This is a genomic window from Paraburkholderia sp. Clong3, from assembly GCF_050436485.1.
Lineage (GTDB): Bacteria > Pseudomonadota > Gammaproteobacteria > Burkholderiales > Burkholderiaceae > Paraburkholderia > Paraburkholderia tuberum.
The window spans coordinates 256161-270280 of sequence record NZ_JBNDMH010000004.1; the positions used below are offsets into that span (position 1 = coordinate 256161).

Sequence of the window (14120 nt, forward strand, 5' to 3'; positions counted from 1 at the left end):
ATGGCCTTTCCATTCAGGCCCTCTAGCAGGTCGCTCGCCAAGCTGGCACGATTTGGATCTTCCGCAAAAGGTCGCGCCTATATTTTCGTCGGGCTGGCGGTAGGGATTTTTGCCATGGTTGTGCTTGGCACATCAAAGGGCATTACCCTTTCGGTTGGAAACTACGGCTCACGATTCGAAGCCAATGCGGGAACCGGCATCTTTTCGATCTTTTCTTACGTCGTCGTTTCGGTAGCCGTGGTACGGTTGGCCTGCAGCCCGCATCGCAGCACTGTTTTGACTTCGCTAATGATTTCCGTTGCTTACGGCATGATCTTGTTTTTGACCCTAGGGGGAGAGCGTAATTACCTTGTAGCGGCTGTCGCACCTGTATTGCTACTTTCGTATATGCTCAGAATAATAGACGGTAAACGCTTGCTATTTTTCGTGTTTTTATGCGTTGTTGGCATAACGGGGCTCGCATTTGTGCGATACGGGGATCGCATTACATCCGGCGTTTGGTTGCTGGTCGCCACATACACTAGGGATACGGTTTTCCCGGTCGAGTCGCTTGAAACGATATTTTATCGAGATCATTTGAAATTCGTCGGGTTTGAATTTTTCTTTGAACAATTTTACTCAATAATTCCCCGCTTTATGTGGCCCGGAAAGCCGATTTATCTCGATACGATTGCATACTACTTCACCGAACATGTTTACGATTACGGTAAAGGCTTGGTTATCGCGCCAACGGGGATCGGATCGCTTTACCTGATGGGCGGGTGGCTTTATGTGATTATCGGTGTAAATATTGTGATAGGGATTTTTTTCATACTGGACTACTTAATATTCAATTGCAATATTCTATTTTTTGTGTCGCTATGGCCAACGGTCTTTTTTTCGTTCTTTAGCTTTCGCGAATCGATAGAGCTTGGGCTCTTCAAGATCATTGTCCATTCACTGGGCACTTTATGTATCTGTTTTTTGGCAGGGCTGGTTTATGCGCTGCTCCCCAAAAAACACGGTCATGCTGGCCGTCTTGAACGGGAAGGAGCGCTGTCCGTGCAAGACGTTTGAAGCTTCGAGGCAGGGAACCGCGCGGAAGGGTGTAACAGAAGGATCGTCCGTCGTTGACATTTTGTGGGCTGCCCCGATGTAAGGTTATGCATTCGCGAGGCGGCGGCCGTCATGGCAGCTAACATGGAGCGCGGATTGGGAGCCTTAAATGGTTTAATGCATGGCGTGGAAATGCTGAGCGTGCGGGCAACTGTTAGCGCGCACCGTCGCAGCTGACGGTTGGCTGGCGGCAAGAAGGCATTGCCGTGCGCTTTTCGTCCGTTATCTTTAAGTTCGGACCGGATAACCGCCGTCGTTGCTGAGTAGGATTCGCATCCGACAATTGCAACCGAGGACATGGTACGACGTCGACTCGAAGGGTCGCGTCCGCGCCCGTCCCTGCTCTACACCGAGGCAACTTCAGTGAGGCGAAGACATGCGCGCCGGAAAGCGGCGAGTGAATTTCCCCGACGTGCGCTCTCTCAAGGTCAGTGGCAGACGGTCGTATAGAGCGTCGCGTACTTGTCGATGATGACGGCGGATCCGAACTTTTTCTGGGCGGCGCGCTTTCCTGCCTTGCCCATGCCATTGGCGCGCGCGGCGTTTGACCAAAGCTCGCCGATTCTTTCTGCAAGCAGCGGTATGTTACGCGGCGGAACCAAGTATCCGGTCTCGCCTTCTTGCACGAGATCGGGAAATCCGCCAACAGCCGTGCCGATTACTGGGCGCCCCGCCCACATTGCCTCGAGCGTCGAAATCCCAAACGATTCAAAGTAGCTTGGCATACAGAAAATCGACGCGCGCGCAAAAGCGGCGATTTTTGATTCACCCACAATCCAGCCAATGAACTCCACCTGGTCTTCGATTCCAAGCGTTTCAGCTAGGCCGCGCCAACGAGCCGTATCTCCTGAACCCGCTACCTTCAATGGCACGCAGAGGCCGCGCAGCCGAAGTTCTCTGACCGCGCGAAACAACTCCTCTAAACCTTTGCTCTCCGCTAGCCGAGCAGCGAAAAGCACGTATCGGCCGTCGTCTATCGGTTGTGCACACGAAAGACAAGCACGTTCGGCCTCAACGGCACAATTTCCGATTACCGTTGGTAGCGATGTCGTGCCGAATGTCTTCAGCATATCGTCGCGATGACCACTTGACACGACGACACGTGCATCTGAATGGCGAACCATGCATTTTGCCGCGGCGCGATAGACTGCTCCAGCGCCCTCATAGTACTCAAAGAAGTCTCCCGAATGGACGTGAAAGATGCACCGCCGACGCATTACCTTTGCGGTTGCAAATATGACACCTTTTCGGACAAGCGAGCCGCGGGACGCAACGTGTAGATGCACGATATCTGCGTGCCATGCAGCATGTATGAAGCGAAGAATATCGGTGGAGACGAATTTCAGAATGTTCGTCGCAGACTTGAAGCTTCTTGTCGGAAAGATTGCTGTTTTAATCCCCAGCGATTGAAGGTTGTCGGCCTTGGACCGTAGGTCATTGAGCACTGTAGCGATCCCGCCTTTCTGTCCATATCCGGGCCCAACATGCAAAACGCGAATATTTCGATGTCTGGATCGTTTCATCCCTTTAGTCAAGCGTTGAATACTATTCATTAGTGTCACCACAATTTGTGGAATGATCCGTGATTCCGCGCTCGGTACCACAGGAGTACATCGGTAAGATGCTCACAACGAGCCCGATGGCGGAAGTGGTCCATCAGGCGGAAAGCTGGCCCACGCGCAGGCAAGAGGCGAGAATTGCGCAACTGCGCAATGCGGTCGCGCAGAGGCGGGATTCCGACAGATGCTTTCGCCTGCCCCGACGATGGACGATAAATAACGTACGCATACATCCAGCGGGATGTAGGAAGAAACAAATGCCACTACTCATATGGAGCGGGCGCTACTCTACGGTCACCGATTTCGCAAGGTTTCGTGGCTTGTCTACATCCGTGCCTCGACCGCATGCCGTGTGATATGCGAGCAGTTGTAGCGGCACGACGTGCAGGATCGGCGAGAGCAGTCCGTAGTGCTCTGGCATACGGATAACGTGGATGCCATCGTCGCTCTTAATGTGCGTGTCGGAGTCCGCAAAGACGTAGATGTGACCGCCACGAGCGCGCACTTCCTGCATGTTCGACTTGAGCTTGTCGAGAAGCGCGTCGTTCGGTGCGACGGTCACCACAGGCATTGCCTCCGTCACGAGTGCGAGTGGCCCGTGCTTGAGCTCACCAGCCGAGTACGCCTCAGCGTGGATGTACGAGATTTCCTTCAGCTTCAGCGCGCCCTCTAGCGCGATCGGATAATGTAACCCTCGGCCGAGGAACAGCGCGTCCTCCTTGCGCACGAAATCGTCGGACCACGCGATGATCTGAGGCTCAAGCGCCAGAACGGCGTTGAGCGCCGCGGGAAGGTGGCGCAGCTGATGGATATACTCTGCTTCCTGCGCGTCGTTGACATGGCCGCGAACCTTTCCGAGCGTCACTGCCAAAACGAACAGCGCGACGAGCTGCGTCGTGAACGCCTTCGTCGACGCGACGCCGATTTCCATTCCTGCATGGGTGAGGAACTTGAGCTCGGTGAGGCGCACCATAGCGCTTGTCGCAACGTTGCACACGGCGAGCGTATGTGTCATCCCCTGGGACTGCGCGTGCTTGAGCGCAGCAAGCGTGTCGGCAGTTTCCCCCGACTGTGAGACCGTCACCACAAGCGCGCGTGGGTTCGGCACCGACTCGCGATAGCGGTACTCGCTCGCGATTTCGACTTCCGTCCGGATCTTCGCGACCGATTCGAGCCAATACTTGGCGGTAAGGCCGGCGTAGTAGCTGGTGCCACAGGCGAGAATCAACACGCTGTCGATGCCGCGGAACACGTCGCTGGCCATCTCGCCAAACAACCTCGGACGAAACGTATCTGTGGCCGGAATTGTGTGGGAGATCGCGCGCGGCTGCTCAAAGATCTCCTTCTGCATGTAGTGGCGATACGGCCCAAGTTCGACCGCGCCACCATATGCCTGCACGCGGCGCGGATTCCGGACGACCTTGTCACCTCGAAAGTCGACGAGGCGCACGCCCTTGAGCGCGATCTCGCAGATGTCGCCCTCTTCGAGATAACTGATGTGCTCCGCGCTACCCGCGATGGCGAGCGCATCCGAAGCAATGAAATTCTCGTCATTGCCATAACCCACAACCAGCGGTGAGCCGGCGCGCGCGCCCACTAAGGTGTGTGGGTGGTCTTGATGCACTACGCCTATCGCATAGGCGCCCGTGAGTTGACGCACAGCTTCACGCACAGCCGCGAACAGGTCCCCCTTGTATAGGCTGTGAATCAGATGCGCGATGACCTCGGTGTCGGTCTGCGAGACGAACTCGTAGTGCTGCTCGCGCAGCGTTTCGCGCAGTGCCTCATAGTTCTCGATGATGCCGTTGTGCACAATTGCCAGCGAGCCGCTCGAGAAGATCGGATGTGCGTTGTTTATGGTCGCCGCCCCATGCGTCGCCCAGCGTGTATGCGCGATTCCCGTCACGCCTTCGAACCGCACTTCGCTCGCTTGATTGTCAAGCTCCGCCACGCGCACGACGCTGCGCACGCGCCGTGGACCGTCGCTCGTCACGACAGCCAGGCCGCAGGAGTCATATCCCCGATATTCGAGCCGCCGCAGTCCTTCAACCAGGACGGGAACGATATTACGACGCGCTACTGCGCCGACAATGCCGCACATGTAGTTTGGTCCTTTAGATACGAGAGGGTGAGCGTCTAGATGGCGGGAGGCTGAACCAACATCCAGCAATTCAGTCGCTGCTGTTCACCGGCAGGTCGCAACTGGCCTTTCGGGATTCAACGAACAACGCATCGGGGTTGAGCGAGCGTTGGCGACGTTAATATGCGTTCGCCATCCCGCTAGCGTCTGGGTTGGAATGCGTCGCTTTGATGAAGTTGCCTGGTACGGTGCGAGACACTTCACTGCGCTTCCGGTATTCGGTCGGCGTCGTCGATAGATGCTTTCGGAACAGCTTGGCCAGATGTCCTCCGCTGCCGATACCGCAGTGGCGTGCGATCTTATCGACGGGTAGGCGTGTTTCGACAAGCATCCTGCAACACAAATTCAGCCGAGCGTAGAGCAGATAGTCGGACGGCGTCATGCCCATTTCATTTTTAAAGCGCCGCAGGAAGTTTCGCTCGCTCATCGCCGCGACCTTCGCAGCAAGTTCCATTGAGACAGACCGACCGACGTTCTCGTCAAGCCATCGGGCAGAAGCGTTGATCTTGTCGCTGACATCCGAGGCAGCGTTCGTTCGAAAGAATGCGCCGGGAGGCGTGTTGCCTTGTGGCGCCATTGATTGGGCTATGTGTTGTGCTAATTCGGCGCCCAGATCCTCTTCGACGATATCTAACGCCGCGCGCACCGGTCTCATGCTTTCATCGAATAGTCGCGGCGCGATCTCAGGTCTTCCTGCGCCGATGCGGTCCATCTGCGGGTCAAGACATTTTTTCGCTTCGGCGGCGTCGTACAACAAGCGGCCCTCAGCAATAGGGTGAACCGTAGCGCTTGCATGACATACCCGACGCAACCAAGGGATGAGAAGTTCGTCGTGCAATGCCCGATGAGCGCTTATGCCACCTGCGATGAACAGCCTGTGCAAGTCGCTTTCGTATTGAAGCGAGCCGACGCGCTCCGTCCATACATACACAGCGGAGGAACTCGCAACCCGTCCGCCCGATGTGGACAACAGTGAGACTTCGTATCGAGAGTGTGCGCCATGATGCTGCAGTACAAGCGCGTTAGCTTTGTGAAATATTTCTATTACCCGCGGCCGTGTCTGGGAGTGCAAATCCATCGAACAACACCAAGCCGATGCGTTTGATATTTTGCATTTCCGGTGGTGCGTGGGACTTAAGCACGTCCGGTCGCGGCTTTGTGCAAGCAAACTCCATCGTACTTTCCCCGAGAATATGTATTCGGCGTCGCAGTAAAGGACTTTCCTCATGATTATGGGGTTTATCGCACGTAATTCGGCAAGAGCCGTTGTCGAATGGCCGAATGCGCCAACATTTTGACCGCTGAGGTCAAACAAACCGGTATTTCAGCCTATTGCCATCGCTCGGCTGCTCGACGTCTGATGCGCTCGGAATGTGTAGCTCGTCGCTGAACGCGTGGCAGCGTGTGAAGCACACTATCTTGCTTAAGCTGGGGCTTGAGCCTCTTGTGGCCCGTGCGATAATTCGAGAGAAGATCGGTCGCCATATGCAAGCTGCATCGCACCGCGCGCGTTGTCGATAGGACAAACAAGCGGCAGTGATGGCGATCAAGCAGGGCCTCTCACACAGGCAGTTTGTCTCGAAAGCGATGGAAGTAGGCGAGCGGTCTTGCCACGCGCCCGGTCAGGCAAGGTTCCACGAAAAAAAAGCCGCTGCTCGAGGAGCGGCGGCCGCAAAGTCAAAGGACTAGGCTGGCCCGCCTACTTGTCCTTCGCATTTCCAAGCGCGAATTCTAGCGCGAAGAGGAAGGGCACGCGCAAGGACTGCGGAATGCGACACGGTTTTGGCCAAAAGCGGGAGCTGCTATCCGTTGCCAACCCGAATCAGGACGAAGACACGCGCAGTGGAACTGCCTTCCGCGCGTCTCGGTACGCTGTCGGCGTGGTCGAAAGATATTTCCGGAACAACTTCGACAACTGTCCGCCATCACTGAAACCGCAGTGACGTGCAATCTTGTCGACGGGCAATCGCGACTCGCCCAGCATTCTGCAGCAGAGACTCAGCCGTGCGTGTAGCAGATAGTCGGACGGTGTCATGCCTATTTCTTTCTTGAACCGCCGCAGAAAGTTGCGCTCGCTCATTGCAGCGGCTTCTGCTACGGCGTCGATCGAGATCGGGCACGTCAGGTTCGCGTTCATCCAACGAACGGCGACCTTGATGTTGTCACTCGGCGGCCGGTCAACACTCGTTTCGAACAACTCGCTGAAGGACGGAGCCTGATGCGTGGACAGCGAGCCTGAAATCAGTTTCACGGTACTTGCGCCGAGATCCTGTTCGACGATGCGTAATGCGACGAGGGCAGCGCCCGACGTCGGTGTGAGCGACCCGTATATTTCATGAAGCGACCCGTCGCCGTTGGAATCGGACAGGCACTTACTTGAAAGAGCGGCCGCATCCAACAGACACCGTCCTTCTGCGATTGGCTGAACCATTTCACTCGATGAATACTGGTGACATAGCCAGTCGATCATGCGCTCATCCTTGGATGCATCGCGTACCCCGACTCCGCCAGCGATAAAGAACAATCGCTTGTCGTCCTTGCCACGGTGGCAGTCGAAGCGTTCTGTCCACACTACAACTGACGAAGAGCTGACGATGCGACCGCCTGACGCGGAGAGGAGCGCGACTTCATAGAGGGGGTGGTGATCTGAAAGGGTGGCGATTAGAGCGTTCGCTTTATTGAATATTTCAATAACTACTGCAACTTCGGGCAGCGCAAAGCCATCGGCCACCAGGATGTCGGCACGCGTTAGCGCCCGAATGGAAGATTTGCTCCACTGCAGCGGCAGGTGATTATCAGATTCCATTACGTTCTTTGCTTCCGAAAGAGTCGATGTGTTGAACTCTATGGTTGCGACGGTTGAGTTGTGCGGACCTGCGAGGGCCGCCGCTTGCCGAAATATGGCTAGGGTCGGTCGGATAGAGACGCGCGGTGCGTTCACCGACGTGGGACCCGCGTATTCTAAATGAAAACTTGATCGGTAATGACACTGCGTCTCGTTTTCATCGGGATTTTTTTCCAAGCCAAGAGGGAGGTGCGGACGGGGAATGCAACTGACCGGAACATTTTGCCAAATTCCAGTCGGATTTACGCACTTGCGGAACCGGTTCCTTTGGTATTCTCAGACAGAATGCTCGCGGCATCCGCCGACTGCCGGCAACGCTTTGCTACACCTGTACAATCCGCTCTCACCCCTTGTGTCATTTTTCCTTCATGAGCAACGTCGGAGTCCGGTAGACGAACGGGTGTGTACCGGGCTAAAGAAACAAAGACGCGCGACCGATAAAGATTTATGCGTAAAGAAGACATCCGAACCATCGTCGAAGCTGCCTGCGAAACCGCGGACTCAATTGTGGGCGCGAGAGCTTGGAAGACGGAAGAAGACGCCAGTGCTATGCACGATGTGATCTTTTGGGACATGCTTACCAAGCAACTGCCGGGCTACACGGTCGCCGAGGTCTTGGCAATTTTCGAAGAGGAGATTCAACCGAAGGCAAACCGATCAAGCTGAAGCTCGATCGACTTCGCCACGCTGTACAAGGCACGGGAAGTGTAGGTGCTCGACAACAACTTAGGCCGCGGGCGCAACGCAGGAGGCTGAGTAACCGTCGCTCAATTGGTCCACAGACTGCCCGCCCTCAAGTGGATAACGACTCGTTCGAGAGTCAGCCAATTCGCGCAGCTGCAGTGCTCGACTCGCTCGTTCAATTCAGAGTCGCCCCTTAAAGCAACGTGTTGCACGGCTATTGCACCTAGCTCATGAGCACTTGCCGACAACATCGGAGAAGAATCCGCCGCAGCCCTCGTTCGTAATGACGGAGGGGGTAGAATCCCCTCGGTCACTCGCGGGAAGGCCCTCGGAAAAATCCCGTCGAGCTCGTGGTACCCGCCGGTGTCCCGCGATCCGGCGGGTCTTTTTTTGCGGTGAGGAATCCGTTCAATCTTGTTGGTCGGGCTGTGACGCGGGCCCCTGTCACACAGTGCGAAAAACACAGGCGAAGCACGAGCCGCGAAGACCTCGCCGATCCTCGCAAGCGGCGTGTTGGGGCACGAGAGTTAGAACTTCACTCGGACGCCCGAGAACGAGGCCGCTTGCCTGTTGCTGGAAGATGCCGTGCCGACTTGGCAATTGCCGCGATGTTCTGATAACTGCTGCCCACGCGGGCCGACGCATCGCCTGCCGCGACTTGAAAGACCCCCTACAGATACAGGTCCGTCCGCTTGGATCGCGCATAGTCGACGCCGAGCGTGAACTTATGCCAACGCGGCTTGAAGTTCGCGCCGTTCGTACCGGCCAGATTGGTCACGCGTCCATCCGCGTATGTGCAGTCGCCGATCAGCGTAAGCAGGCGTGAATAGAAACGTGCGTTCAGATCGTTGTGAGCTCGTCGTCATAGGCGTCACAACATAGCGGCCTCTGATACTTCATAGTGTGGTGGCGGCTTGCTGCCACTTTGTCCGACTTCCGACATGCAAGTGCCGCTCATCGCTCGAGGAGTTAGTTTTTTCCGACGCAATTCGTGACTTCAAGGGCCGGCGAGTCCGGCTGCTCAATGATCCTGTCGAGACGATCGCTTGCGTCGAGCAGTAAATGGAAGGGTGTATCTCGCAATTGCCTGTCGTGTTCATTGAGAACCTGCGTAAGAAGTACGATGGTCTCGGGCGGATAGTTCCAGTCGCCGGCTTCGTTGCCATGCTCAAAGATGGTCGTAAGCTGCTTATCTGAGTCTTCAATTACGCGCGAATCGAGCAGCCCATGTCCGGCATCCGTGAGGAAGCGCGCGAGTAGCACGGCCGTGTACAGTCGACGGGTTGCTGCTCCCTTGCTCGCTGAGCCAGCACAGAAACGCTTGAACGTGCCAGCATCGATTGTGGATCGTATGCGGCGACTGGCCGCGCTCCTCGCGCAAGTAGCGGTCGAACCGTTGAACAAGATCGCCGAATGGCGGCGTATCAGGTTGCTGCTCCTGCAGTCGTCCCAGGAAGCGAAGCCAGGTGTAGCGGTCTGAATAGATCGTTTCCGCGAGAACTTTCCCGTCAGGATTCACTGATGCCGTCGGTGGTAACGAACCCAGCGATCGGCTGCCATCTCGACCTCCGCAGACGGAATCAATCGCCCGTTGTCGAGCGTGATACGCTGGGAAATAGCCAGGAGCTCAGGTGCAAGGCCCAACAGCGTTGAATGGGCTGCACCATCCTGTGCGCAGTGGGCCAGATAGCGTTCTCGATCATCGGCCGATGGACCATTGCGATGACGGGTCAGTACACGAGGGTAATGAAACAATGTACCGAACATGATCGGATCCCCGCCATGCAGGCCGAATCGCTGATCAGTGGCGGCAGACTGGTTGCGCTCGCCCCTGGGCACGACCTGATGATCGATCTTTACTGGCATCACTGGGAGCAGGAGCCCGAGCCGCTCGCGACGATCAGTGAACTGGTCATGGAAGCGGCGCGGCGAAGCCTGGTTCAGCCGGTCCCGGGGGGAAGAGCGCGCGAGTTGACGGAGCATTGCGACTCGCCGACGCGATGCTTTGCGTCGACCCTTCAGATCGCGGTTATCACGCCGCTCGTCGCCGGCATTTTTTCATGGAGGCAGTGGACGCGAACATGATGGTCGTAGCGCCGCCTGCGGTCGCCTGATCCGGGCAGTGATCGCGTCGCTGCGACAATCGGATCACCAACTGCGTTGTGGGCCTCGGCGTAGCAGGCTTGTCGACCGTTTGATGGTGCCGGTTGGTCGCTACATGGCTAACCCGAAGGAGCACGATCGGGGCCGGTTCGGGTGGCCAGGCGATCTATGACCGCACGCGCCCGAGTAACGGCGCGAACTGCCATGCGACCGGCACACAGGCGGAGGCGAGCAGCCCTGCCGGAAGCGGGAGCCAACCGGACAGATTGCCGATATCGGTCCAGTTCATTGCCGAAACGAGGAGGGAAACGATGGCGCCAGACAGCAACATCGCTGATGCCCAGTGCGGTGACGACCGCCAGTCAAAGTCGGCGTAGCGCAGTTTTATTCCGATTGTTCGACCGAGGTACCCCTTGCGCCGAAGATCATCGGAAACCCTTGTGCAAAGCTCCGTAAAGACGGCCGAGAGGGCAGGGCGACAAAACCAAATCGAACGCTCTCGGACCTCAATGGTCGATGGCAACGGCGATGGTTTCAAAGCGGGGCGATGCCGAGGCGGTGAGCCCACCGCACGAGTTCGGCGATGTTATGGGCATCAAGCTTCTGCATCATGTTCAGGCGGTGTGTTTCGACGGTTTTCGGGCTGATGGTGAGGCGTTCGGCGATATCGCGGTTGCGGCCGCCTTCGGCGATCAGCTTGAGCACCTGGCGCTCGCGCGTGGTGAGCAAGGCGCTGGTGACGTGCGAGCCGACCTTGATGGTTTGCCGGCGCATCGACTCGATCTGATCGAGGTTCAGCGCTGCATCGATATATTGCTGGCTGGCGCGCAGCGCAAGGATCGCGTCGAGGAGTGTGCCGGAGCTGCTGCGCTTCAGTACGTAGCCGTGTGCGCCGGCATTGAGCGCCTCGGCGACGCGGATCTCCGTGGTCGTGGCGGACAGCACGAGGATGCGCGTGTCGCGCCAGCGGCGGCGGATCGCGCGGATCGTATCGATGCCGTCGAGCGAGGGCAGCTGCAGTTCCATCACGACGATGTCGGGGCGGTGTGCTCTGCATGCGGCAATCGTCGCGTGGCCGTCGCCGGCGTCGGCCACCACGTCGATATACGGTGCGTCGGCAAACAGTCGACGCAGTACGTCACGAATCACTCCGTGCTCGTCGGCGATCACGATGGTGCTCACGCGGGACACGGCATGAAGTCTTGCCAGCCTGCCGCATGACCTGCCCGCCCCAGCGCGAAGAGGTCGCGGATGCGGAGGTGAGAGATTGGACAATGACATGATGGCTCCGGGGTGGTTAAATTTCATGTAAGTGTTGGTGCTGTCACGTTGACGATTCCGGGACAAAGCGGTGGCAGGTAAAGGGATCGCTCTCTCAAGAAACAAAAGTGTAGATGGCAACTATCATGCTGCCATCTACATGGTTATGCGCGATACTTCAAATTCAGGTTTTGCGTCCTGATTAACCGAGATCAACGATACGCAAATCAGCGGGCTCCGGTGCAAATAGCGCGGGGGCGAATCGGTTAAGGTGTCGGGTGAACGAATTGGGAACCGACGATGAGCAAGCTGAAGAGCCTGGAGGAATTGTTCGCAGGCCGTCACTTTGACCGCGATGTGATCATTCTGTGTGTTCGCTGGTACCCCCGGCGTCATAGTAGTTGTCGCCTCTGAACTTTCTTATCAAGAAGAGTCAGAGGTACAAGTTGAAGACGAAACAAACGTATTCTGTTGAGTTCAAGGAGCAGGCGCTGTCGAAGGTTCTGCAGCGCGGGAGCCGAACGGTTGGCGCCGTGGCTGACGAATTGAACGTGAACGTACTGACATTAAGGAATTGGATGAGAGGCACCGCCGCCGCGAACCGGAGCTCGAGTTCTGGGCACACAAGGCGTCCGGAAGACTGGTCGCTGGAAGAACGCCTGATTGCCTTGCAGGAGAGCCACGGCCTGGCGGACGAAGCATTGAACGGCTGGTGTCGGGAGCGCGGCCTGTTTTTGCATCATCTCGCGCAGTGGCGAGCGGATTTTTGCGCCGTTGGCGCAGCCGGTAGCCGACGTGAGAGCGCCCAGGAAGTACGGGATCTGAAGCAGGCCAATGTTCAACTGCGGCGCGAACTGAAGCGCAAGGAGCAGGCGCTGGCCGAAGCTGCGGCGCTACTGGTGCTGCAAAAAAAGTACCGCGCGCTCCTCGGGGACGAGGCCGAATGACGGCCCCTGAAGAGCGCAAGGCATTGATCGGCCTCATCAACGAGGCGACCCTGGCCGGGGCTCGGCAGGCGCACGCGTGCGAGATTCTGGGGCTCAGCGCGCGCACAGTTCAGCGCTGGCAGCGGGGCGAGCCTGACGCGATGGACGGGCGCTCGTTACGGCACCACGAGCCGCGCCACAAGCTCTCTGCCGAGGAACGCGCCGAGCTTCTGGCAGTCGCGAACTCGGCCGAATTCGGTCATCTGCCGCCAAGCCAGATCGTGCCGCGACTGGCAGACCAGCAACGCTATATTGCCTCCGAATCGACGTTCTACCGGGTACTGAAGGCCGAGAAGCAACTCGCCCACCGGCGCAGCGAACGGCCGGCCCACGCTCGCAGCAAACCCCGTTCAGTTTGCGCCGACGCGCCGAACCAGCTGTATTCCTGGGACATCACGTATTTGCCGACGACGATCCGTGGACAGTATTTTTATCTCTACCTGTTTCTGGATGTCTTCAGTCGCAAGATCGTCGGCTGGCAGGTCTATGCCGAGGAAAGCAGCGTACTGGCCAGCGAAGTCCTCAGGGACCTCTGCGCGCGCGAAGCGATACGGCCCAACCAGGTGATTCTGCATTCGGATAACGGCGGCCCGATGAAAGGCGCGACGATGCTCGCCACCCTCCAGGCGCTGGGCGTCATGCCGTCGTTGAGTCGCCCGGGCGTGAGCAACGACAACCCTTATTCCGAGTCGCTGTTCAAGACCCTGAAGTACCGGCCCGCTTACCCGCTCAAAGCGTTCGATACCCTGCTGGCCGCACGTACCTGGGTCGGCGCACTGGTGCGCTGGTACAACGATGAGCATCGTCACAGCGCAATCCGGTTTGTGACGCCCGCGCAGCGTCATGCCAACCTCGATCAGGATATTCTGGAACGACGCACGGCGCTTTACGCGAGTGCTCGGCAGCGCAATCCGCTTCGATGGAAGGGCCGCACGCGCAACTGGCAGCGCGTCGATGCTGTGCATCTGAACCCTGATCGCATCGATGACCAGGGCATCCATCAACAACGCCGCAATCTGGAGCGAAAGGCCGCCTGAAATTTATTCGTTGAGGCGACAACTAGCTTGAAAATTTCCGAGCCACAGAGCCCAGAAGATGTCGCGCAGCGATGAGAATTGACAGCCCAGTGAATCCCGACGTGGATGGCGAGGGGAACGTCGCCGAGCCTGCACCCGGACGGTCCCAGACGTCGCGGCCGGAACCTGCGGCCCGGCGCACCGGCACGGCCCTTGACATGTTGCCCCGGCGAGAAGGGCCGGGCGCGCATCGCCAGGCGCGCAGGATGCAGCCTTATTCTGAACCTCAACGGCAAGGGGCGCGCTCTTCGCGGGCGCAGGGCGGGGAGGATACCGCCGGGCATGCGTTGCGCGCTTTGCGCCGGCGCGAGTGGCCAGTATCCGACAGGACGGCGGACGATGCGCCCCGCAGGGGCCACACAGGTCCCCCGT

9 protein-coding genes and 4 pseudogenes are annotated in these 14120 nt (G+C 57.8%); 5 read left to right on the top strand and 8 right to left on the bottom strand.

Annotation, left to right across the window (positions count from 1 at the left end; all coding sequences use genetic code 11):
- Entirely contained in the window at positions 1-1056 is a 1056-nt protein-coding gene (locus OKW30_RS39255) for a WzyE family oligosaccharide polymerase (RefSeq protein WP_429349400.1), read from the top strand.
- Positions 1057-1523: 467 nt separating this feature from the next.
- Here OKW30_RS39255 and OKW30_RS39260 read toward each other — a convergent pair whose 3' ends face one another.
- The 4 genes from OKW30_RS39260 to OKW30_RS39275 form a co-directional block, all read right to left on the bottom strand.
- Positions 1524-2648 carry a glycosyltransferase family 4 protein gene (locus OKW30_RS39260; protein WP_429349401.1) on the bottom strand — a complete coding sequence of 375 codons (1125 nt, stop codon included), beginning with the start codon at positions 2646-2648 and terminating at the stop codon, positions 1524-1526.
- Between the two features lie 289 nt (positions 2649-2937).
- Positions 2938-4755, bottom strand: a complete 1818-nt coding sequence (glmS, locus tag OKW30_RS39265; RefSeq protein WP_429349402.1) for a glutamine--fructose-6-phosphate transaminase (isomerizing) — start codon at positions 4753-4755, stop codon at positions 2938-2940.
- A gap of 157 nt (positions 4756-4912) precedes the next feature.
- Positions 4913-5551 carry a helix-turn-helix domain-containing protein gene (locus OKW30_RS39270; RefSeq protein ID WP_429349403.1) on the bottom strand — a complete coding sequence of 213 codons (639 nt, stop codon included), beginning with the start codon at positions 5549-5551 and terminating at the stop codon, positions 4913-4915.
- A 1065-nt stretch (positions 5552-6616) separates the two neighbouring features.
- Positions 6617-7600, bottom strand: coding sequence for a GlxA family transcriptional regulator (locus OKW30_RS39275; RefSeq protein ID WP_429349404.1), 984 nt, complete (start codon positions 7598-7600; stop codon positions 6617-6619).
- Between the two features lie 486 nt (positions 7601-8086).
- On the opposite strand from OKW30_RS39275, the gene OKW30_RS39280 reads away from it, so the two are divergent.
- A complete protein-coding gene (locus tag OKW30_RS39280) occupies positions 8087-8305 on the top strand; it encodes a hypothetical protein (protein WP_429349405.1) in 219 nt (72 codons plus the stop codon).
- Positions 8306-9292: 987 nt separating this feature from the next.
- Here the strand turns inward: OKW30_RS39280 and OKW30_RS39285 are convergent.
- Together OKW30_RS39285 and OKW30_RS39290 are read right to left on the bottom strand one after the other, a co-directional pair.
- On the bottom strand, positions 9293-9586 hold the full coding sequence (locus tag OKW30_RS39285; RefSeq protein WP_429349637.1) for a hypothetical protein: 294 nt from the start codon (positions 9584-9586) through the stop codon (positions 9293-9295).
- A complete protein-coding gene (locus tag OKW30_RS39290; protein ID WP_429349406.1) occupies positions 9525-9842 on the bottom strand; it encodes a site-specific integrase in 318 nt (105 codons plus the stop codon). Before OKW30_RS39290 ends, OKW30_RS39285 begins: the two co-directional genes overlap by 62 nt.
- Before the next feature lie 254 nt (positions 9843-10096).
- On the opposite strand from OKW30_RS39290, the pseudogene OKW30_RS39295 reads away from it, so the two are divergent.
- Positions 10097-10276: pseudogene (locus OKW30_RS39295) on the top strand (HTH-type transcriptional regulator ArgP); the annotation flags it as partial.
- A 316-nt stretch (positions 10277-10592) separates the two neighbouring features.
- On the opposite strand, the pseudogene OKW30_RS39300 reads toward OKW30_RS39295, so the two are convergent.
- Positions 10593-10904 (bottom strand): annotated as a pseudogene (locus tag OKW30_RS39300) (hypothetical protein); the annotation flags it as partial.
- A 56-nt stretch (positions 10905-10960) separates the two neighbouring features.
- Complete coding sequence (locus tag OKW30_RS39305; RefSeq protein ID WP_429349407.1) at positions 10961-11596, bottom strand: response regulator; 636 nt, start codon at positions 11594-11596, stop codon at positions 10961-10963.
- Between the two features lie 390 nt (positions 11597-11986).
- Here OKW30_RS39305 and OKW30_RS39310 point away from each other — a divergent pair.
- Together OKW30_RS39310 and OKW30_RS39315 are read left to right on the top strand one after the other, a co-directional pair.
- A pseudogene (locus OKW30_RS39310) lies at positions 11987-12094 on the top strand (IS6 family transposase); the annotation flags it as partial.
- Positions 12095-12132: 38 nt separating this feature from the next.
- Positions 12133-13709, top strand: a pseudogene (locus OKW30_RS39315) (IS3 family transposase).
- Positions 13710-14120: the final 411 nt, after the last annotated feature.